This is a genomic window from Pseudomonas sp. Marseille-Q0931 (assembly GCF_940789645.1).
GTDB lineage: Bacteria > Pseudomonadota > Gammaproteobacteria > Pseudomonadales > Pseudomonadaceae > Aquipseudomonas.
In genome coordinates, this window is record NZ_CALNWT010000002.1 from 346,128 (window position 1) to 368,606 (window position 22,479).

The window sequence follows — 22,479 nt, forward strand, 5'->3', positions numbered from 1 at the left end:
AGAAGAGAACCTTCTCCATGACTCAAGAACGCCGCTACAGCTTCGAGTTCTTCCCCACCAAGACCGAAGCCGGGCATGAAAAACTGATGGACGTGGCGCGTCAGCTGGCGGCCTACAAGCCCGATTTCTTCTCCTGCACCTATGGTGCCGGAGGCTCGACCCGCGACCGTACACTCAACACCGTGCTGCAACTCGATGGCGAAGTGAAGGTGCCCACCGCACCGCACCTGTCCTGCGTCGGCGACAGCAAGGCCGAGCTGCGTGAGCTGCTCAACCTGTACAAGAATGCCGGCATCAAGCGCATCGTCGCGCTGCGCGGCGACCTGCCGTCCGGTATGGGCATGGCCAGCGGCGAGCTGCGCTACGCCAACGAGCTGGTCGAGTTCATCCGCAACGAAACCGGCGATCACTTCCACATCGAAGTGGCCGCCTACCCGGAGATGCACCCGCAGGCGCGCAACTTCGAGAGCGACATCGCCAACTTCGTGCGCAAGGCCAAGGCCGGTGCCGACAGCGCCATCACCCAGTACTTCTTCAACGCCGACAGCTACTTCTACTTCGTCGAGCGCGTGCGCAAGCTGGGCGTGGATATCCCGGTGGTGCCGGGCATCATGCCGATCACCAACTACAGTAAGCTGGCACGTTTCTCCGACGCCTGTGGTGCCGAGATTCCGCGCTGGGTGCGCAAGCAGCTGGAAGCCTATGGCGACGACAGCGACAGCATTCGCGCCTTCGGCGAGCAGGTGATCACCGAGATGTGCGAACGCCTGCTGCAGGGTGGTGCGCCGGGCCTGCACTTCTACAGCATGAACCTGGCCGGCCCCAGCCTGGCCATCTGGAACAACCTCGACCTCAAACGTTGACGGGCAGGGAGCCGCACAGCGGCTCCCACGCTCAAGGATGAGCCCTATGACAATCAAGCACCTCTTCCCCTTCGCCTTGCTCGCCGGCCTGCACGCGCCCGCTGCACTGGCCAGCTCCGACATGACCTGCACACCGAGCTGGAAGCTGATTTCCGACGAGCTCTCGGCGTGCAACAACCTGGCCTTTCTCAGCCCCGGCAACGACAGCCGCGTCAACCTGCAACTGCTGCTCGACGACGCCGGCCACCTGAAACTCACGCGCGAACCGCTGGCACTCGAAGGTTACGAATACGGCTACGGCCTGGTGCCGTTCAGCCTCGGCATGCTCGACCCGAGCCGCGCTCGCAGCGAAGCGGCCGAGGCAGACGAGCAAAGGGTCGACCCGGACGTGGCGTACCTGACCCAGGCCCTGCAGCGCCTGGGCGTCGACAGCGAAGCGGACGCCTTCGCCGTGCACCGTTTCGCCGAAGGCGAGGGCAATCGCTGCCGCAGCAATGACCTGCAGGCCATGCGCGGCTTCGTCGACGCTCTCAGCGCCACGCCAGCGCTGGCCGCGAGCGAAGCGCAGGCGCTGGCCCGTTCGCGGCGCAGCCTGCTGAGCCTGTGTGGCGAAGGCGATCCGCAAACGCAGGACGTCTTGCCGCAGGCGGCGCAACTGCAGTCGCCCGCTGCCCAGGCCTTCGGCAACTACCTGCGCGGCGCCGACGCGTTCTATCGCGGCGACTTCGACCAGGCGCGCGAGCGCTTCGCCGAACTGGCCGGCAGCGAGCAGCCCTGGCTGCGCGAAACCGCCCAGTACCTGCTCGGCCGCGTGGCGCTGAACCAGGCGCAGTTGAACGCCTTCGACGAGTACGGCTTCTTCAGCCCCGAGCAGGTCGATAAGACCAGCCTCGATGCCAGTGCGAAGGCCTTCGAGCAGTACCTGGAGAACTACCCGCAGGGGCTCTACAGCGACTCGGCGCGCGGCCTGCAGCGCCGCGTGTACTGGCTTGCCGGTGACACCCGGCGATTTGCCGAGGCCTTTGCCCGACAATTCGAGCGTGGCGCGCAGCAGGTCGACATGCCCGCGCTGATCGAGGAACTGGACGGCAAGCTGCTGCCCAGCCTCGCCCCGGATGCCATCGACAACCCGCTGCTGCTGGCCATGGTCGACCTGATCCAGCTGCGCGATCCCGGCAGCAACAGCGAGCCGCGCCTCAGCCTCGAGCAACTGCAGGCGCAGCAACCGCGCTTCGCCAGCCAGCCCGGCCTGCATGCCTACCTGGTCGCTGCCTGGCACTTCTACCGCGGCGGCGATGCCCAGCAGACTCTCGCCGCCCTGCCGGATACCGGTGCCGGGCCGCTGAATGCCCTCGCCTTCAGCCAGGAAACCCTGCGCGGCCTGGCGCTGGAGGCCAGGGGTGAGACGACTGCGGCACTGCAGCACTGGCAGGCGCTGCTGGCACGCAGCCAAGACCCGCTGCAGCAGGCCCAGCTGCAACTGGCCCTGGCCTTGAGCTACGAGCGTATTGGCGAGCTGGACAAGGTGTTCGCCGCCGACTCGCCGATCACCACCGCGCCGATCCGCGAGCGCCTGCTGGCCCATGGCACCGGCCCCGAGCTGCTGCGCCAGCAGGCCGGTGACAAGCAGATACCTGCGGGCGAGCGGGCAACCGCCTTGTACACCCTGCTCTATCGCGACCTGGATTACGGTCGCTACACCGACTTTCTCGGCGATTACGCGCAGTTCCCCTACACATCGACGCAGCCCGCGCAGCGCCTCGATCCGAGTCTGTTCGCTTGGAACGGCGGCAACGACGCCGGCTATGCCTGCCCGAGCCTGGTCAAGATCGCCGAGCGCCTTGCAGCCGATGCAAAGGATGCCCAGGGCATGCTGTGCCTGGGCGACTTCATCCGCGTCCATGGCCTCGACGATCACTGGCTGAACCGGCCGCCAGCCGCCGGCGAGCTGGGTAGCGTACCGAGCCAGTTCCAGGGCGCGTCCTTTTCGCGCCTGGCCGGCTACCAGATGCTGCTCGCTGCGCCGCAGGTTAGTCGCGAGGACAAGGCCTACGCCCTGTTCCGCGCGATCAACTGCTATGCCCCCAGCGGCTACAACAGCTGCGACCGTCAGGACATCGCCAAGGACCAGCGCAAGCAGTGGTTCCAGACCCTCAAACGCAGCTACGCGGACACCCAGTGGGCGCAGCGACTCAAGTACTACTGGTAGGCCTGCTCCTGCTGGCGGTGGGCCTGCCGGCGCAGGCCGCGCGCGTCGACGCCGCCGATTATCAGGCGTTCTGGCTGTGGGCCGGCGTCACGCCACAACCGGTACTGGCCCAGGCCGACACCCTGTACGTGTTGCAGGGGCAGATCGACGGCCCGCGCCGCGCCGGCGATCCACCCGCGCGCATGCAGGCACAGAACCCGGCCACGCCCAGGCTGTCGAAGAACGTCGAGCTCTGGGTGGTGTATCGCGCGCATACCCTGGACTGGGACGAGGAGGTGTTCGCCCTGCTGCTGAGTCAGTTGCAGCGCTGGCAACGCGCCGGCAACCGGGTCACCGGGGTGCAGATCGACTTCGACGCGCAGACCCTGCGCCTGGATCGCTATGCCGCCTTCCTCGAAGACCTGCGCCAGCGCCTGCCGCAGCAGTACCGCCTGAGCATCACCGGCCTGCTCGACTGGGCCGGCAACGCCGACCCGGCGGCGCTCAACCGTCTCGCCGGGGTGGTCGATGAAGTGGTGATGCAGACCTACCAGGGCCACCACAGCATCCCCGGTTACTCGCGCTACCTGCCGAGCATCGCGCGACTGCAACTGCCGTTTCGCATCGGCCTGATACAAAACGGCGAATGGCAGGCGCCGGATTACCTGCAAAGCAGTCCCTGGTTCCGCGGCTATGTGGTATTTCTGCTGAACCCGAGCGAAGCCGCAACCACTACGCCAGCCAACACACCCTGAGCGCCAGCCACCGACGACCGCAACATTCGCTGCGACAACCTATTCGAACGCCTCCGCGCCGACCTCGGCGCGAGCCTGCCACCGGGATCACATTTCATGCTCAAACGCTCCACGATCAACGCCTCCGTCAGCCCCAAGGGCAGCCTGGAAACCCTCTCCCAGCGCGAAGTGCAGCAACTGCGCGAAACCGGCTCGGGCAGCGTCTACCGCCTGTTCCGCCAATGCGCCCTGGCAATCCTCAATACCGGCTCGCACAGCGACAACGCCAAGACCATTCTCGAGGCCTACCCGGACTTCGAAGTGAAGATCCACCAGCAGGACCGCGGCATCCGCCTGGAACTGATCAACGCGCCGGCCGATGCCTTCGTAGACGGCGAGATGATCGCCAGCACCCGCGAGATGCTGTTCAGCGCCCTGCGCGACATCGTCTACACGCAGAGCGAGCTGGAGAACAAGCGCATCGACCTGGACAGCTCCGAAGGCATCACCGACTACGTCTTCCACCTGCTGCGCAACGCCCAGACCCTGCGCAGCGGCGTCGAGCCGAAGATAGTGGTGTGCTGGGGCGGCCACTCGATCAGCACCGAGGAGTACAAGTACACCAAGAAGGTCGGCCACGAGCTGGGCCTGCGCGGCCTGGACATCTGCACCGGCTGCGGGCCGGGCGTGATGAAGGGGCCGATGAAGGGCGCCACCATCAGCCACGCCAAGCAGCGCAACCTCACCGGCCGCTACCTGGGTCTGACCGAACCGGGCATCATCGCCGCCGAAGCGCCGAACCCGATCGTCAACGAACTGGTGATCCTGCCGGACATCGAGAAGCGCCTGGAAGCCTTCGTTCGCGTCGGCCACGGCATCATCATCTTCCCGGGCGGCGCCGGCACGGCCGAAGAGTTCCTCTACCTGCTGGGCATCCTCACCCACCCGGACAACCAGGACCTGCCCTTCCCGGTCATTCTCACCGGGCCGAAGAGCGCCGGCCCTTATCTGCAGCAGCTGCATGACTTCATCGGCGCCACCCTGGGCGAGGCGGCGCAGCAGCGCTACAGCATGATCGTCAACGACCCGGGCGAGGTGGCCCGCGAAATGGCCGTCGGCATCAAGGCCGTGCGCCAGTTCCGTCGCGAGCGCAACGACGCCTTCCACTTCAACTGGCTACTGAAGATCGACGAAAGCTTCCAGCACCCGTTCGAACCGACCCATGAGGCCATGGCCAGCCTCAACCTGACCCGCGAGCAGCCACTGCATCACCTGGCCGCCAACCTGCGCCGCGCCTTCTCCGGCATCGTCGCCGGCAACGTCAAGGAGAACGGCATCCGCCTGATCGAGGAACACGGCCCCTACGTCATCCGTGGCGAAACCACCATCATGCGCCCGCTGGATCGCCTGCTACAGGCCTTCGTCGAACAGCACCGCATGAAGCTGCCGGGCGGCAGTGCCTACGAGCCCTGCTATCGGGTGGTGGACTAAAGTATGGATGGGCTTCCGGGGCGCGGCCAAAGCCGCTAACCTGGCTAAATGCCATCAATTCAGCGCCAACTCATCGCTTTCCTGCTGCTAGGCTGCATCGCGTTCGCCGCTCGCGGCGAAACGCTGCGCCTGGTTACGGAGGCGTGGGCGCCGTATGTCTATGAAGAAAATGGCCAGGCGGCCGGCCTCGACTACGAGATCACCCGTGAAGTGCTGCACCGCCTGGGCATGAAGCTGGACTTGCAGTTCCTGCCCTGGAAGCGCTGCCTGCTGGCCCTTGAACAGGGTATGGCAGACGGCATTCTGGACATTTTCCATCTGCCCGAACGTGAAGCGAGCATGCGCTTCGTCGAAGAGCCGCTGAGCGACGTCGAATTCGTGCTGTTTCACGCGCGCAATCGCCCCTATCCCTATGAACGCCTGGAAGACCTGCGTGATCTGGTGATCGGCATCTCGCCCGGGTATTGGTACGCCAATGAAAGCTTCCGTACGTCGCCCCTGTTCAGCCGCGAGGAGGCGCCGACCCACGAAGCCAATCTGGGCAAACTGATTCGCCACCGGGTCGATCTGGTGGTCAGCGATCGCCGCGCCGGTCTCTACCTGGGCGCACAACTGGGCCTGCTCGAGCAGATCGATTACAACCGCAAGGCCGTCGGCCATGATCGTCTGTACCTGGCCTTGCGCAAGGAACCGGCCTTCGAACGTCTGGCCGTCGACTTCGCCCGTGAGCTGCGCCGCTTCAAGCGCGAGCCTGCCTACGCCGAGTTGCAGCGGCGCTACGCCACACCCCGAACGCATCAGGTCGTGAACCAACCGACAGGCTGGTAGCTGCACAGCCCTCCGGCTCTGTTATACTCGGGACTTCCCGCCAGGCTTGCGCCCGGATGCTAGCTCCCAGAAGCCAGCAGTACCGGACGGGATCACGCGCCCCACGCATGATTCAAGCCAGGCAATATCACCCCATAGGGCCACGCCCTCACTACGTACAGGATTGCCCATGTCCTTTGCTTCCCTCGGTCTCTCCGAGGCTCTAGTCCGTGCGATCGAATCCGCCGGCTACACCCAGCCCACTCCGGTGCAACAGCGGGCCATTCCCGCCGTGTTGCAAGGTCGCGACCTCATGGTGGCGGCGCAAACGGGCACGGGCAAGACCGCAGGTTTCGCCCTGCCGATTCTCGAGCGTCTGTTCCCCGCCGGCCACCCGGACCGCGAACAGCGCCACGGCCCGAAACAACCGCGCGTGCTGGTGCTGACGCCCACCCGCGAGCTGGCCGCCCAGGTCCACGACAGCTTCAAGATCTACGCACGTGACCTTAAATTCGTCAGCGCCTGCATCTTCGGCGGTGTCGGCATGAACCCGCAGGTCCAGGCATTGGCCAAGGGTGTCGACGTACTCGTCGCCTGCCCGGGCCGTCTGCTCGACCTGGCCGGGCAAGGCAGCGTCGACCTGTCCCACGTGGAAATCCTCGTGCTGGACGAAGCCGACCGCATGCTCGACATGGGCTTCATCCATGACGTGAAAAAGGTCCTCGCCCGCCTCCCGGCCAAGCGCCAGAACCTACTGTTCTCGGCGACCTTTTCCAAGGACATCACCGACCTGGCCGGCAAGCTGCTGCATAACCCCGAGCGCATCGAGGTCACCCCGCCGAACACCACGGTCGAGCGTATCGAGCAGCGCGTGTTCCGCCTGGCTGCCAGCCACAAGCGCGCCCTGCTCGCCCACCTGATCACTCAGGGTGCCTGGGAACAGGTGCTGGTGTTCACCCGCACCAAGCACGGCGCCAACCGCCTCGCCGAGTACCTCGACAAGCACGGCCTGCCGGCTGCCGCGATCCACGGCAACAAGAGCCAGAACGCGCGCACCAAGGCCCTGGCCGACTTCAAGGCGAACCAGGTGCGCATCCTCGTTGCCACCGATATCGCCGCCCGCGGCCTGGATATCGACCAGCTGCCGCATGTGGTCAACTTCGAGCTGCCCAATGTCGAGGAAGACTACGTCCACCGTATCGGCCGTACCGGCCGCGCAGGCCGTAGCGGCGAGGCCATCTCGCTGGTCGCCCCGGACGAAGAGAAGCTGCTGAAAAGCATCGAGCGCATGACCAAGCAGAAGATCCCCGATGGCGATCTGATGGGCTTCGATGCCAGCGCCGTTGAAGCGGAGCGCCCGGAAGTGCGCGAGCCGCGCCAACCGCGCAATGCCGGCCAGAAGAAGCAGAAGGCCGAAGGCGGCGACAAGCCCAAGGGCGAGCGCCACAGCGGCGGCCGCAAGGACAAGGGTAAGGACGGCGGCAAGGAGCAGAAGGCCAAGCCGCAAGGCCAGGGCCGTCGTGGCCAGGGCCAGCGCAACGGCGGCCAGGGTCAGGCCGCGGCAGCCATCCCGGCGCTGCCGCCGGATCGTGATCCGGAAGAATTCCTCGACGACGATATCGACAACTTCGGTAACCGCGTCGACTACGTCAGCCCGAACCAGAACAAGCAGCAGGGTCGTGGCCGTCGCTCCGGTGGCGCACCGGCCAATGGCGCGCCGCAGGGGCAGCCGCGCCAGAACGGCAAGGGGCCGCGCAACAACGGCGGCGGCGGCAACGGTGCAGGCAAGAACCGTCGCCAGGGTGGCGGCCAGGCCGGCCAGGGTGGTCAGGGGCGTAACGGTGCCAATCGTGGCCGTGGTCGCCCAGCCAGTGACGGCCGGATCACCTCGCTCGACCGCGACGAGCTGCCACGCTCCGATGCGGCCGTGCGTAACCCGCGCGAGAAGCAGCCGGTCATCATGCACAAGGGCTCGCGCCTGGATCGCTTCCCCACTGCCGAGCAACTCGACGAGCTGAGCAACAACAGCCGTCCGCGTGGCGAGAAGCCGGCGCTGCTCACGCGTAATCGCGACGAGTAAGCTGACGCGCAAACGAAAACGCCGCCCAATGGGCGGCGTTTTTGTTTAGGGGGGAGAGGCCACTGGAGAACCAGCCCTCTCCCGTCCTTTGGGCAAATCAGCTGGCCGCAAGCGGCCGCTTTCTTTACTGACGAATACCTTCGACCGAGATGATCAGCTCGACGGTTTCCGAAGCCGGGCCGAGGTCCATGGCGATGTCAAAATCCTTCAGCTTCAGGGTGGTGGTGCCTTCGAAGCCGGCGCGGTAGCCGCCCCACGGGTCCTTGCCTTCGCCGATGAATTTGGCCGCGATGACGACCGGTTTGGTCACGCCGTTTAGGGTCAGGTTACCGGTAATGTCAGCGGTGCCTTCGCCAGTGGACTTGACCGAAGTGGACTCGAAGGTCGCGGTGTCGTGCTTGCTGGCGTTGAGGAAGTCGGCGCTGCGGATGTGCTTGTCGCGCTCGGCATGGTTGGTGTCGACGCTGGCGGTCTTCAGGTTCACGCTGACCTTGCTCTCTTCGGGCTTGGCGGCGTCGAAGCTGAACTTGCCGTCGAAGTCCTTGAAGGTGCCATACAGCCAGCTGTAACCCAGGTGGCTGATCTTGAAGTTGACGAAAGCGTGCTGGCCTTGCTTGTCGATGACGTAATCGGCCGCCATGGCCTGACCGCCGATCAGAGCGGAGCCGAGTACCAGTACAGCGAGGGCGTTCTTCAACATGTGGGAGTTCTCCTTGCGAGGTTGTCGATCTAGGTGGGCATGGGCCCGGTTATGAAATGCTTCAGCGCCCGAACATCCGCAGCAGGGTGCTGTCGCGGTCGATGAAATGGTGTTTGAGTGCAGCCAGGCCATGCAGGCCGGCGAAGATCACCAGGCCCCAGGCCAGGTATTCGTGGATGGCGCCTGCGATGTCTTCCTGTTGCGGGATACCGGTCACGGTGGCCGGCACGCTGAACAGTCCGAATAACTCGATACCACGGCCATCGGCGGTGGAGATCAGGTAACCGGAGATCATCACGCCAAACAGGCCGAGATAGAGCACACCATGCCCCAGCTTGGAGGCCAGGCGAGTGAGCTGGCCGTGGCTGGCCAGAGCAGCCGGCGCCGGATTGAGCAGGCGCCACAGCACACGCAGCAGCATGACGGCGAACAACAGGATGCCGATGCTTTTGTGCAGGTCGGGCGCGCTCTGCCGCCACGGGTCGTAATAGCTAAGCCCCACCATCCAGAAGCCAAGGCCGAACAGACCGAATACGGCCAACGCGACCAGCCAGTGCAGCAGCACGCTGACCAGACCATAACGAGCAGAGGTGTTGCGCCATTGCATGGGGGCTTTCCTGATTCAGATTCCGAGCAAGACTAACGGCAAATATATCGATTTAAAGCGGAATTTTTCGCTATGAAACATCGAGAAATGCGATATCTGGCTTCGAACGCCTGAGTACCGACCCGCTTGGTGCCCAGTGCTCGGCGCAAAGTTCATCGCCAGCAGCGCCGACGGTACGTAACACCGGACCGACGGCAGCGGCCACGCCCCTGCGGCGGCTTCTGGTAGGCTGTGCCGCCGAACATTGGGAGATAGCTCATGAGCCTGAACGATCACTGGATGCAACGCGATCTCGACGTGTTGTGGCACCCCTGCACCCAGATGAAGGATCACGAGCGCCTGCCGCTGGTGGCGATTCGCAAGGCCACCGGTGTCTGGCTGGAAGACTTCGATGGCAAGCGCTATCTGGATGCGGTCAGCTCCTGGTGGGTGAACGTCTTCGGCCATGCCAACCCACGCATCAATGCGCGCATCCGCGAGCAGCTGGAAAGCCTCGAACACGTGATGCTGGCTGGCTTCACCCATCAGCCGGTGATCGAGTTGTCCGAACGTCTGGTGCAGATCACTCCGGCCGGTCTGAACAAGGTGTTCTATGCCGACAACGGCTCCTCGGGCATCGAGGTGGCCTTGAAAATGAGCTTTCACTACTGGCTCAACAAGGGCCAGGCCGACAAGAAGCGCTTCGTCACCCTGAGCAACAGTTATCACGGCGAAACCGTGGCGGCGATGTCGGTGGGCGACGTGTCGCTGTTCACCGATACCTACAAGGCGCTGCTGCTCGACACGATCAAGGTGCCCAGCCCGGACTGCTACCTGCGCCCAGAAGGCGTGAGCTGGGAGGAACACTCGCGTGTCATGTTCGCGCACATGGAGCAGACGCTGGCCGAGCATCACCACGAAGTCGCCGCAGTGATCGTCGAGCCGCTGATCCAGGGCGCCGGCGGCATGCGCATGTACCACCCGATCTACCTCAAGCTGTTGCGCGAGGCCTGCGACCGCTACGGCGTGCACCTGATCCATGACGAGATCGCCGTCGGCTTCGGCCGCACCGGCACCATGTTCGCCTGTGAGCAGGCCGGCATCACCCCGGACTTCCTGGTGCTGTCCAAGGCTTTGACCGGCGGCTACCTGCCGATGGCCGCGGTGCTGACCACCGATGACGTCTATGGCGCCTTCTACGACGACTACGCCACGCTGCGTGCCTTCCTTCACTCGCACACCTACACCGGCAACCCGCTGGCCTGTGCCGCCGCGCTGGCGACCCTGGACATCTTCCGCGATGACGATGTGATCGAACGCAACAAGGCCCTGGCAGCGCGCATGGCCAGCGCCACAGCGCACCTGGCCGATCACCCGCATGTCGCCGAAGTGCGCCAGACCGGCATGGCCCTGGCCATCGAGATGGTGCAGGACAAGGCCGCCAAGACCGCCTATCCCTGGCAGGAGCGCCGCGGCCTGCGCGTGTATCAGCATGCACTGGAGCGTGGCGCGCTGCTGCGCCCGCTGGGCAGCGTGGTGTATTTCCTGCCGCCGTACGTGATTAGCCCGGAGGAGATCGATTTCCTCGCCGAGGTGGCCAGCGAAGGCATCGATATCGCCACGCGCGAATCGGTCAGCGTGGCGGTGGACAACAGCCACTATCCGGATCATCGCGATCCGGGCTAGAAGCAACCGCAAGCCCCAAGCTGCAAGTAAAAGCCAGCGCCGTTGCTTTACACTTGCGGTTTTCCACTTGCCGCCTGCAGCTGTCCTTATGCGCCTATCCCGTTTCTTCATCGACGCCCCGCTCTCCCTTGGCCAGCACGAACTGCCCGAGGCACAGGCCCACTACATCGGTCGTGTGCTGCGCCATGCCGTGGGCGATGCCGTGCAGCTGTTCGACGGCAGCGGCCAGGAATACCTGGGCGAGCTGATCGAGGTGGGCAAGAAAAGCGTGCGCGTCGAGCTGCGCGAATCTGTCGCCGGGCTCAGCGAATCTCCGCTGCGCATCCATCTGGGCCAGGGCCTGTCGCGCGGCGAGCGCATGGATTGGGCGATCCAGAAAGCCACCGAGCTCGGTGTCAGCGAAATCACCCCGATCGTCTCGGCGCGCTGCGAGGTACGCCTGAAGGACGAGCGCGCCGACAAGCGTATGGCGCACTGGCGCCAGGTGGCGATCAGCGCCTGCGAGCAATGCGGCCGCTCGGTGCTGCCGCTGATCCATCCGCCGCTGGAGCTGGACGCCTGGCTGCAGCAGATCGAAGCCGACCTGAAGCTGGTACTGCACCCGGTCGCAGAGCCCTGGGTCGGCCATACCCCGCCGCGCTCGCTGGCATTTCTGATCGGCCCGGAAGGCGGTTTGAGCGATGCCGAAGTCGACCAGGCCAGAGGCTCCGGCTTCCATGCCGCCCGCCTCGGACCACGGGTTTTGCGCACGGAAACGGCCCCCGTGGTGGCCTTGAGTGTCGCTCAGCAGCTCTGGGGCGACCTCTAGGCGCAAAATGTCGCCTTGCCGTAACAAAATGTGACCTCAAGAGATTGCAAGTCCGGCAGTCTTTGTCATGCTCTGCGCGCCGCACGCGCGACCCGCTCACCAGCGACCCGCGCGCGGCCGAGGCCGGCGCCCCGCAGCGTCGTTCTCTTCCAATAACAAACAACGGGCCTCGGCACCGCCCAAAAGGCGGCCGCATGCCCAGGAGCATTGCATGAACGAACTGGTCTCGACCCTAAACGGTCTGGTCTGGAGCCCGGCGCTGATCTATCTGTGTCTCGGCGTTGGTCTCTACTTCTCCCTACGCGGCCGCTTTCTCCAGGTTCGCCACTTCAAAGAAATGATTCGCCTGATGTTCACCGGCAAGACCGATGAACATGGCATCACCTCCTTCCAAGCCCTGACCATGACCCTCGCCGGTCGCGTCGGTACCGGCAACATCGCCGGTGTGGCCACCGCGATCACCTTCGGTGGTCCAGGTGCCGTGTTCTGGATGTGGATGGTGGCCTTCCTCGGCGCCAGCTCGGCGTTCGTCGAGTCCACCCTCGGCCAGGTGTACAAGGAAAAGCTCAACGGTGAATACCGTGGTGGCCCGGCCTTCTACATCGAACGTGGCCTGGGTCTGAAGTGGTACGCCTGGCTGTTCGCCATCGTTACCGTGTTCGCCTGCGGCCTGCTGCTGCCGGGCGTACAGGCCAACTCCATCGCCTCCAGCGTGAACACCGCCTTCGGTATCGACCCGAACGTCACCGCCGCCGTACTGGCCGTGCTGATCGGTCTGATCATCTTCGGTGGCGTCAAGCGCATCGCCCACTTCACTCAGGTGGTCGTGCCATTCATGGCGCTGGGCTACATCCTGGTCGCGATGGTGATCATCCTGCTGAACATCTCTCAGCTGCCGGAAGTCGTGATGCTGATCGTCAAGAGCGCCTTCGGCCTTGAGGCCGGCTTCGGCGCCATTGTCGGCCTGGCCATCCAGTGGGGCGTCAAGCGCGGCGTGTACTCCAACGAAGCCGGTCAGGGTACTGGCCCGCATGCTTCGTCGGCTGCTGCCGTCAGCCACCCGGCCAAGCAGGGCCTGGTTCAGGGCTTCTCGGTCTACATCGACACCCTGTTCGTCTGCTCCGCTACCGCCTTCATGCTGCTGATCACCGGTCAGTACAACGTGCAGGCGCCCGATGGCAGCGCGATGTTCACCGGTATCGCCGGTGTCGCTGCCGGTCCGGGCTACGTGCAGACCGCGATGGAGAACATGATGCCGGGCTTCGGCAATGCCTTCGTCGCCATTGCCCTGTTCTTCTTCGCCTTCACCACCATCCTGGCGTACTACTACATCGCCGAAACCAACATTGCCTATATCAACCGCAAGGTGAAGCGTCCCATCCTCACCCTGCTGCTGAAGTTCGGCATCATCGCGGCTACCGTTTACGGCACCGTGCACACCGCCACCTTCGCCTGGGACCTGGGTGACCTCGGTGTAGGCCTGATGGCCTGGCTGAACATCATCGCCATCCTGCTCATGCACAAGGTCGCCTACAAGTGCCTGAAGGACTACGAGCAGCAGCTGGACGAGGGTAAGGACCCGGTATTCAACCCGGAGAAACTCGGCATCACCAATGCTGACTACTGGACCTCGGAAGACAACCGGACTGCGGACAAGACCGAAGCGCAGCAACCGCAGCGCTGATCAGCCTACCGCAGTAATGAAAAGCCCCGGCCAGTGCCGGGGCTTTTTCATGGGCGCTCGCCTTAGCGCGGGCTAACTTCAGATCAGGCCGGCATCGGCAAGCAGTTGCTCCAGCGCGGCCAGATCCGGAATGCGCACCACGTCGTCACCGACGCGCGCGGCGCCCAGCTCCAGCGGCGCCAGCTCGACATCGGCTGCCGGCAGGTCGCTACCGACCTTCAGCGAGCGCGGAATGCCCTGCACCAGCAGAGCGATGAACTTGACCTTGGGCCGCCCGCCCAGGGCGTTGATCACCGCCACGCGGGCACCGCTGGCGACCGGCGCCTGGGCACCGCTGGCGGCTTCGAAGGACAGCAACGGCAAGCGCAGGTCACGCCAGGCGACCTGCCCGAGAAACCAGTCGGGCGTGCCCTCGCTGACCTGCGGCGCGCGATAGGGAATCAGCTCGGCCACCGCCACGTTGGGCAGCAGCAGGGTGCGGTCGACCAGGGGCACCAGCAGGCCGGTAAGACCGGCGGCGCTGTTCTGGGTGGCGACGGCTTGGCTCATTGAAACGTCCTCAACTGCAATGTTCGGCGAGGTGATTGACCAGCGCCACGGCCAGCTCGCGCGGGTCGGCGCTGAAGCTGCTGTAGCCGCCCTCACGCAGGCTGTCAGGCATGCTCGGGCTGGCGCAGCTGTCGGCGCGCTGGGTCCAGATCACCCCGCCCTGGCGCTTGACGTAGGCGGCGGCAGCACTGCCGTCGCTGCCCATGCCGCTGAAGGCGATCACGCCGCACTGGGCACCGAACTGCTGCGCCAGGTTGAGCATCATCTGATCGATAGAGGGGCTGTAGGGTTCGGGCCAGCCGCGCTCGGCAATCTGCATCGCGCCGTCTTCGGCAAAGCCCAGCTCGCGAGTGATCGGCGCCACCACCACCTCGCCACAGCGCACCGGGTCGCCATGCCGCGCCGCGTTGACGTGCCACTGGCTGTGGCGCCCGACTGCCTGCGGCAATGTCGCCTCGAAACTGGCGTCGATGTGCTGGGCATAGATGAAACCGATGGGCAGGCCACCCGGCAACGCATCGAGGAAGGCCTTGACCGCCGCCGGGCCGCCCAGCGAAGCCGCCAGCAGCCAGACCTGGCGTGCTGGCTCACCGGCTTTCAGCGGCGTGTTGGCCAGCACCTGCGGCAGCTCCAGCCGCGCCGGGCGCTGCGCCTCGTCGAGCAGCGCCTGCAGGCTGGGGCCGACCGCCTGGGTCGGGTCACCGACCAGGCGCTTGAGCTTGCTGAACAGGCTGCGCTCCCAGCGCGGGTAGTTTTCCGAATGGCGCTCGGGCGCGTGGCCCTCGCCGAACAGCACCGGGGCGCTGGCGCGCTCCAGCAGGCTGTCGACCAGCGGAGAATCTTCCGATTGCGCAAGGTCCACCAGCCACAGGTCGGTCTCACAGGCCGCCAGCGCTTGCTCGTCGAGGCGTGCCGGGTCGCTGTTGAGTACCACCTGGTAGCCGCCACCGGCCAATGCCTGCTGCAGCACATGGCGCTGCAGCGAGGTGTCGGCGATTACTGCGATACGCGCGGAGGATTTGTCTGTCATGTCCGTTTGACCCGGTGGCTATCCACCAACTGTGCAATGGTGTCGAGCAGCAAGGATTCCTGATAAGGCTTGCCGAGGTACTGATTGACGCCGATGGCCATGGCCCGCTCGCGGTGCTTCTCGCCGGTCCGCGAGGTGATCATGATGATCGGCAGGTCCTTCAGGCGCTCGTCGTGACGCACCAGGGTGGCCACCTCGAAGCCGTCCATGCGCGGCATCTCGATGTCCAGCAGCATGATGTCGGGCTTATGCTCCTGCAGCTGGGCGATGGCGTCCACACCGTCCTTGGCGGTGACCACGTTCATGCCGTTACGCTCGAGCAGGCGGCTGGTAACCTTGCGCACGGTGACCGAGTCGTCCACCACCATGACCAACGTCGGACGGTCGACTTCCACGTCCTCGTTGGCTGCGGCCTGACGCGAGGCCAGGCGCGGCGTCAGCTGATTCTGCAGATGCGCGTGCAGCACACGAATGGTCGCCAGCAGATCGAGGATCACCACCACGCGGCCGTCACCGAGGATGGTCGCACCGGAAATCCCATGCACTCCGGCGAACTGCGGGCCGAGGCTCTTCACCACGATCTCGCGCGAGCCAGCCAGGCTGTCCACCTGCACCGCCACGGCGTGCTCGCTGGAGCGCACCAGGATCACCGGCAGCGGCAGGCTCTGACCTACCAGCTTGGGTTGCTGGCCGTTGTTCAGCAGGTCGCCCAGGTACTTCAGCTCGTACGCCTGGCCGGCGTATTCGAAGCGCGGCGCATCGGGGGCGTAGTAGGCCTCCAGCTCGTAGGGCGAGACGCGCACGATACCTTCGATGGTGTTGAGCGGGATGGCATACAGGTCTTCGCCGGAGTACACCATCAGCGCGCGGTTGACCGACACGGTGAACGGCAGGCGAATGGTGAAGCGCGTGCCCTGGCCCAGGCTCGAGTCGATGCTCATCGAACCACCGAGCTGCTTGACCTCCGAATGCACCACGTCCATGCCGACGCCACGCCCGGAAATCTGCGTGACCTTCTCTGCCGTGGAGAAACCGGCCTCGAGGATGAATTGCAGCACCTCGTGGTCGCTGAGGTCGCTGTCGGCATCCATCAGGCCACGCTCGATGGCCTTGCGGCGCACGGCCTCCAGACGGATGCCGCCACCGTCATCGTCCAGGGTGAGGACGATGTCGCCGCCCTCGCGGCCAAGATTGAGGCGGATGGTGCCGGTGTCCGGCTTGCCGGCGGCGCGGCGCACCTCGGCCAACTCGATACCATGATCGACGGCATTACGCAGCATGTGCTCCAGCGGCGCGACGATGCGCTCGAGCACGGTACGGTCCATTTCCCCTTCGGCGTTGCCGACGACGAACTCGACCTGCTTGCCCAGCTCGCCGGCCACCTGGCGGACGATACGGCGCAGGCGCGGCACCAGGCGGTCGAACGGCACCATGCGCGTGCGCATCAAGCCTTCCTGCAGCTCGGTGTTCACCCGCGCCTGTTGCAGCAGCAGGGTCTCGGCGTCGCGGTTCTTCGCCGCCAGGGTTTCCTTGAGATCGAGCAAGTCGGAGGCGGACTCGAACAGCGCACGCGAGAGCTGCTGCAGTTGCGAGTGACGATCCATCTCCAGCGGGTCGAAGTCTTCGTAGCCGGCGCGCTCGGCCTCGGCCTGGTAACGGCTGAGAATCTGCGCCTGGGTCTCGGTATCGAGACGGCGCAACTGGTCGCGCACCCGGTCGATGGTCGCTTCCATCTCGCTCAGGGTGAAGCTGACATCGCTGACCTGCTGCTCGACACGACCGCGGAAGATCGAGGTCTCACCCGCCAGGTTGACCAGACCCTCGAGCAGCTCGGCCGGCACCTTGACCAGCTCCTGCGGGGCGCGACGGGCAGCGGCTTCCTGAGCGGCCGCCTGGGCGCGCTGTACGAACGGCAGCACCTTCGGCGCCTGCACCTGAGCCGGCACTTCGCTGGCGGCGACGATCGGGTTGCGCAGCGTGGTGACCGTTGGCTCAGGCTCCGCCTCGATGACAGGCGCAGCCACCGCTTCATCGGCAAGGCTGGCGCTGAGGCGCTGGCGCAGCAGGTCGAGTTCCTGCTGCAGCCCTTCGAAACCGGACTGCACGTCCAGCAACAGGCTGTCAGGCCAGGGCGCGCCCTGTTGCAGCGCTTCGCTCAGATGCTGTTCCAGGTCGTGACTCAGGTCGCCAAGACGCTTCTGCCCAGCCAGGCGTGCACCGCCCTTGAGGGTGTGCAGGATGCGCAGCATCTCGTCGATGGCATTGCTGTCGTCGCGCTGTTCTTCCCAGCGGCCGACGGCGGTTTCCATCGCCTCGAGCAGGTCGTCGCCTTCTTCGAGGAAGATATCGAGGATGTCACTATCCGCTTCTTCGGCTTCGTCGCGCTCGACCACCGCCTTGAGCTGCACCGCCGACGGCATGCTGAGCTGCTCGTCAGGGTTGGCCCGGAAGCGCTTGATGGTCTCGATCAGGGCATCGCCCTGCGGCACCGCGCGCTGACCGCGCACGGCTTCGAGCATCTCGGCCAGACGGTCGTGGCAAGCCTGCAGCAGGCTGAACAGTTCCGGGCTGGCGCGCAGGCGACCGGCGCCGAGGCCTTCGTAGAGGAATTCCAGTTCGTGAGCCAGATCGCCGATCTCGCGAATCTCGGCCATGCGCGCCCCGCCCTTGAGCGTGTGCAGGTCGCGCTGCAGGGCTTCCAGCTCCAGGCTGTTGTCGACATCGGCCATCCAGCGCTGCAGCGCGGCGCCGGCGCTATCGATGATGTCGAAACCTTCTTCGAGGAAAATCTCCACCAGCTCGGGATCACGCTCGTCGTGCCAGTTGGCCAGCGCTGCATCCTGCGCCTCGGGCTCGGGCTCGGGCTCGGGCTCGGCAACAGCTTCGCTCGGCGGCAGCTCGTCTTCGGGCAGAACGAGCTCGACCTCGTCGATCAGCGGCAACTCGGCCTCAGGCCCGGCTTGTGGCTCGTCATCGAACACGATCTCGTCTTCGACCAGCGCCAGGGGCGGCAGCTCGAAGCTTTCCGCCTGCGCCTCGGCTGGCTCGTCATCCGCCTCAGGCTCGATCTGAGCAACGGCGGCCGACAGGCTTTGCGGCGTGCCGCCCTGACGGAACTGCCGGATCGCCTGGTTCAGGTCGTCGCCCGAGACCAGCGGCCGGCGCGCCTGCAACTGGTCGAGCATCTGCGCCAGGCGGTCATGGCTTTGCTGCAGCAGACTGCCCAGCTCCGGCGAGTGGTTGTAACGGCGGTCGACCAGGCCTTCGTAGAGCGACTCCAGCTCGTGGCCCAGGTCACCGATCGGGCGAATCGCGGCCATGCGCGCACCGCCTTTGAGGGTGTGCAGGTCGCGCTGCAGCGAGGACAACGGCAGGGTATTGTCCGGCTCGCCGAGCCAGCGCTCCAGCGCCTGACCGGCACTCTCCAGAATGTCCACCGCCTCTTCGAGGAAGATTTCCACCATTTCCTCGTCGAGTTCGGCATCGGCCGCGCTCGGGTCATCTTCGACCTGCGCTTCGGCCTGCGGCGCTTCGACCGTCTCCTCGATGAACTCCGCCTCGGCAACCTGCTCATCCAGGCTCTGCGGCTCGCTATCGGCCTGCTCCAGCTCAACCATGGCCTGATCGAGCTCGGTGATTTCCAGCCCCTCGGCGCCAGGCGTCAGCAAGGCCAGGGTATTGGGATCGATGGCTTCGCTGAGCAGCTCGCGCAGCGCTTGTACCCGCTCGGGTTGCGGGCTGACCTGCAAGGCGGCGGCGACCTGATCCATCATGCCGATCAGCGCTTCGTGAGCCTTTTCCGCCTCATCAAAGAAGCGCTCGCTGACGGCCAGGCTGCCTTCTTCGACGGCGCCGTAAAGGTCCAGCAGGGCTTCGCACAGCTCGTCGATCTGCGGCAGCTCGGCCATCTCGGCACCACGGCCGAGGGTGGTCAGCTCTTCCAGCAGTGCAGACAACTCCTGGCGCTCGGACGGGTGCTCACGCCATTTGCGCAGCAGGTCCTCGGCATCGAGCAGGATGTCCATGCCTTCAGCGAGGAAGATGCTGATCAGCTGCGGATCACGGCTCTCGCCGCTTTGCGCCATACGCTCGTTTTCGGCATTGGCCAGACGCTCCTGATGCAGCGCCTGCACTCGTGCCAGAAACGCCTCGGCACCGGGAATCGGCGCCAACGGCTGGCTTTCCAGGTTATCGAGACCGGTGCGGAACAGGCCCTCGGCGCTGCTGAGCAATTCGGCGGCCGCCAGATCGACCTGAATCAGGTTGGTCTTGAACTCCTTGACCAGCTTCTCCAGCGGCGCGGCAATTTCCGCCACCGGCAGGATACCGGCCATGTACGCGCTGCCCTTGAGGGTGTGCAGGGCGCGCTGCAGGTCATCGGTCACCGGTTGCGGCAGTTCCTGCGCGCAGTCGGCGAGAAAGCCCACCAGGGTGTCCAGATGGGTTTCCGCCTCGTTACGGAAGATCTCCAGCAACTGCGGGTCGAGGGGCTCGCCATCGACAGGCTCGCCTTCGAGCGCTTGGTTGTCGCTTGAGGCGACCGGCCCGGCGACCTCGGTAGCTTGGTCAACGCCCGCGGGCTCGGCTACCTGCTGGGCGGCCGGGGCGTCAGATTTTGGGGGCGTCTGCCCCTTGGCCAGCGCATGCGCGGTGGCGGCCAACAGGTCGACGTCATCACGCTGGCGCTGCGCCTTGGCGGCGAACTCCTCGACCAGTGCCGGCATCAGCGCCACGACGTCGAGCACCACCTGTTGCACCGACTCGCCCGGCTCGATGCTGCGATCCAGCACGCGGTTGAGCAGGTTCTCGATGGACCAGGCCAGTTCGCCGATGATCAGCGCACGCACCATGCGCCCACTGCCCTTGAGGGTATGGAAGGCGCGGCGGACTTCGATCAGCGCGTCCTTGTTGGCGGTATCGGCCTGCCACTGCGGCAGGTACTCGGCGATGGTTTCCAGCACCTCACCGGCTTCTTCGATGAAGACTTCCAGCAGTTCTTCGTCCACCGGTTCTTCATCGGCAGGCGGCGGCAGCAGGCTCGGCGGCACATCGGCGGCGGGCGGGTTGATTGCCTGCACCGGGGCAGCCATCACATCGGCCATCGACAGCGGTTTCTCCAATGCCGGCGAGTCAACCTCGGGCGTGACCTCGGGTGCGCTGGGCAGCTCGACTTCCGGCAGTTCCAGGTCCGCCAGTTCCAGTTCGTCCCACTGCGGCGTCTCGGCCAGTTGCTCCAGGCTCAGCTCTTCGAGTTCCAGCGCAGATTCGGGCTCGGCATCGAGCAACGGCGCGGCGACGGTCTCCTCGCTCTGTAGCGCGGGCAGTTCTTCGAGTTCATCCAGTTCAAAAGTGAAGGTATCGACCGTTTCGTTGGCGCTCGGCAGCTCGGGCTCGTCGTCCAGCGCTGGCAGTTCGGCAACAACATCGTCAGCAGGCTCGTCCAGCTCGAACGCCGGTTCGAGCTCGGCCAGAGGCTCTTCGAGTTGTTCATCTTCGGCGCCCAGCAGCTCGATTTCCTGCAACGGGTCGGCCAGCGGCGCCAGGCTCTCTTCCTGCGGTTCGACGCGGTCGAGGATCGATGGCTTTTCATTGAGCGGGTAGCCCAGGGTCTCCAGGCTCTCCTCGGCGACATCGAGTATCAGGTCGCCCTGAGAGCCATGGTCCTCGGCCAGGCGTTCGAGGTAGTACTCGACGCTGGTGATGGCATCGGCCAGGGTGTCCAGGCTCTGCCAGTTGGGCACGGCCTTGCGCGCCAGCAGCTGTTCCTGGATGTAGCGGTTGCAGGCGTTGAGCAGGTCGGCGGCGCGCTGCAGCGGGATCATCGCCAGACCACCACGGACCTGGGTCAGCAGCTCGGGCACACGGGCCAGATGCTCGTGGTTCCACTGCGAGGCGATGAACTCGATGATCGCGTCCTTGGCCTGCTCCAGGCCGTTGCGCGCCTCTTTAATGACAAGCTGGTGGATCTGCGCCACATCGGTGGTCGGCAGGTGACTCTGCTCGTTCGGGCTGTCGTCGCTCGGGCCGACCATGCCGGCCAGGGTCGCCTCGACGTAGAGCAGCGCACCGGCGACGTCCATCAATACGGCGTCGTTGGGCTCGCGCTGGCCAAGGGACAGACTATGGACCACGTCGATCTGGTCGAGAATCACCTTGCGCGGCTGACCGAAGCCCAGCACCGCGAGGGTATCGGCGATCTGCTTGAGCGGCGCCAGCAGGGCGTCGAGCTCGCCGGGATGGCTGCGATCACTGCGCACGAACAGGTCGAGACTGTCCTTGACCCGCACCAGCTCCTCACACAGCGCGGCAACCACCGAGCGCATGGCATCACGGTCAGGACCCGCCAGGCGGGCGCGCTCTTCGTCCACCACCTCGTTGTCGGGCAGTGCGTCGTCGAGACGGTATTGTTCCTTGAGGCTACGGATACGCGGCGACTGCGCTGGCGCCTTGGCCACGTAGAACAGCAGGTTCTTGGTCAGTTCGTCTGGGGCGGGCTGGTTGATGCCGTCGGCGCCCTGCTCGACCAGGCGCTTGAGCTCCTTGTCGACCTGGCGCAGCAGCGTGCGCACCGAGGTGCCATTGACCACGCTGCCATTGGCCAGGCCTTCGATCAGGCCGGAGGCGATCTGCCACAGGCCGCCCAGCGGGGCGTCCTTGCACAGGCTTTCCAGACGAGCGAACACACGCGCCATGTAGCCGAGGTTGGTGGCCAGGTCCTGGCCACGGATCACACCGACCAACGCCATTTGCAGCATCTGCCGCAGCTTGCGCAACAGAACCGGCAGCTCGGCAGTACGCAAGCGCGCCAGGCTGTCCGAGGGCAGCGCCGGCAGACGTGCGGACATGTCCGGGGAGAACAGGCTGGTTTCCGACAGCAGCTTTTCGCCGCGGGCGGCGCGCAGGTCGTTGAGCAGCGGCAGCACGACCATCGGCAGGTCGCGGCGAGCGGTCTGAATACGGTCGAGGTACACCGGCAATTGCAGGATGGCCTGCATCAGCACTTCCAGGGCTTCGCCCTGGTTGGCCACGCGACCTTCCATCAGCGCCTTGGCCAGCTGTTCCATTTCTTCGGCGAGCAATGCTGCGCCGTAGAACTCGACCATCTGCAAGGTGCCGTGAACCTGGTGCACGTAGGTCAGGCAAAAGCGCATGCGCGTGGGGTCCTGCGGGTTCTCGACGAACGCCTCCAGGGCCTGCCGCGCCTGCTTCAGGGTTTCCCCGATCTCGCCTTTGACCCACTCCAGGGCGACATAATCATGCCGATCACCCATAG

Annotated in this window: 14 protein-coding genes; 9 read left to right on the forward strand and 5 right to left on the reverse strand. The window is 65.3% G+C overall.

Annotation, left to right across the window (positions count from 1 at the left end):
• Positions 1–17 precede the first annotated feature (17 nt).
• From metF to P3C50_RS07865, 6 genes are all read left to right on the forward strand, one after another.
• Positions 18–863, forward strand: a complete 846-nt coding sequence (metF, locus tag P3C50_RS07840; RefSeq protein WP_275545569.1) for a methylenetetrahydrofolate reductase [NAD(P)H] — start codon at positions 18–20, stop codon at positions 861–863.
• 46 nt (positions 864–909) lie between these two features.
• Positions 910–3,072: a hypothetical protein gene (locus tag P3C50_RS07845; RefSeq protein WP_275545570.1), complete on the forward strand. Its 2,163-nt coding sequence runs from the start codon at positions 910–912 to the stop codon at positions 3,070–3,072.
• Positions 3,042–3,806 (forward strand): DUF3142 domain-containing protein, encoded by a 765-nt coding sequence (locus P3C50_RS07850; protein ID WP_275545571.1) that lies wholly within the window; start codon positions 3,042–3,044, stop codon positions 3,804–3,806. Before P3C50_RS07845 ends, P3C50_RS07850 begins: the two co-directional genes overlap by 31 nt.
• A 96-nt stretch (positions 3,807–3,902) precedes the next feature.
• Positions 3,903–5,276, forward strand: a complete 1,374-nt coding sequence (ppnN, locus tag P3C50_RS07855) for a nucleotide 5'-monophosphate nucleosidase PpnN (RefSeq protein WP_197858051.1) — start codon at positions 3,903–3,905, stop codon at positions 5,274–5,276.
• 48 nt (positions 5,277–5,324) lie between these two features.
• Positions 5,325–6,104 (forward strand): substrate-binding periplasmic protein, encoded by a 780-nt coding sequence (locus tag P3C50_RS07860; protein WP_275545572.1) that lies wholly within the window; start codon positions 5,325–5,327, stop codon positions 6,102–6,104.
• A gap of 169 nt (positions 6,105–6,273) precedes the next feature.
• Positions 6,274–8,163: a DEAD/DEAH box helicase gene (locus P3C50_RS07865; RefSeq protein WP_275545573.1), complete on the forward strand. Its 1,890-nt coding sequence runs from the start codon at positions 6,274–6,276 to the stop codon at positions 8,161–8,163.
• 124 nt (positions 8,164–8,287) lie between these two features.
• On the opposite strand, the gene P3C50_RS07870 is transcribed toward P3C50_RS07865, so the two are convergent.
• Together P3C50_RS07870 and P3C50_RS07875 are read right to left on the reverse strand one after the other, a co-directional pair.
• Positions 8,288–8,863 (reverse strand): YceI family protein, encoded by a 576-nt coding sequence (locus tag P3C50_RS07870; protein ID WP_275545574.1) that lies wholly within the window; start codon positions 8,861–8,863, stop codon positions 8,288–8,290.
• Positions 8,864–8,924: 61 nt separating this feature from the next.
• Positions 8,925–9,470: a cytochrome b gene (locus P3C50_RS07875; RefSeq protein ID WP_275545575.1), complete on the reverse strand. Its 546-nt coding sequence runs from the start codon at positions 9,468–9,470 to the stop codon at positions 8,925–8,927.
• A gap of 258 nt (positions 9,471–9,728) precedes the next feature.
• On the opposite strand from P3C50_RS07875, the gene P3C50_RS07880 reads away from it, so the two are divergent.
• The 3 genes from P3C50_RS07880 to P3C50_RS07890 all read left to right on the forward strand — a co-directional run bounded on the left by P3C50_RS07880 (position 9,729) and on the right by P3C50_RS07890 (position 13,627).
• Positions 9,729–11,135 carry an adenosylmethionine--8-amino-7-oxononanoate transaminase gene (locus P3C50_RS07880; RefSeq protein ID WP_275545576.1) on the forward strand — a complete coding sequence of 469 codons (1,407 nt, stop codon included), beginning with the start codon at positions 9,729–9,731 and terminating at the stop codon, positions 11,133–11,135.
• Between the two features lie 88 nt (positions 11,136–11,223).
• Positions 11,224–11,943 (forward strand): 16S rRNA (uracil(1498)-N(3))-methyltransferase, encoded by a 720-nt coding sequence (locus tag P3C50_RS07885; RefSeq protein WP_275545577.1) that lies wholly within the window; start codon positions 11,224–11,226, stop codon positions 11,941–11,943.
• A gap of 211 nt (positions 11,944–12,154) precedes the next feature.
• Complete coding sequence (locus P3C50_RS07890) at positions 12,155–13,627, forward strand: alanine/glycine:cation symporter family protein (RefSeq protein ID WP_197858057.1); 1,473 nt, start codon at positions 12,155–12,157, stop codon at positions 13,625–13,627.
• A 78-nt stretch (positions 13,628–13,705) separates the two neighbouring features.
• On the opposite strand, the gene P3C50_RS07895 is transcribed toward P3C50_RS07890, so the two are convergent.
• From P3C50_RS07895 to P3C50_RS07905, 3 genes are read right to left on the reverse strand one after another with little or no spacing between them, the layout of a single operon-like run.
• Positions 13,706–14,176, reverse strand: a complete 471-nt coding sequence (locus P3C50_RS07895) for a chemotaxis protein CheW (RefSeq protein ID WP_275545578.1) — start codon at positions 14,174–14,176, stop codon at positions 13,706–13,708.
• Between the two features lie 10 nt (positions 14,177–14,186).
• Complete coding sequence (locus tag P3C50_RS07900; RefSeq protein ID WP_275545579.1) at positions 14,187–15,206, reverse strand: chemotaxis protein CheB; 1,020 nt, start codon at positions 15,204–15,206, stop codon at positions 14,187–14,189.
• Positions 15,203–22,477 carry an Hpt domain-containing protein gene (locus P3C50_RS07905; protein WP_275545580.1) on the reverse strand — a complete coding sequence of 2,425 codons (7,275 nt, stop codon included), beginning with the start codon at positions 22,475–22,477 and terminating at the stop codon, positions 15,203–15,205. Before P3C50_RS07905 ends, P3C50_RS07900 begins: the two co-directional genes overlap by 4 nt.
• Positions 22,478–22,479 lie beyond the last annotated feature (2 nt).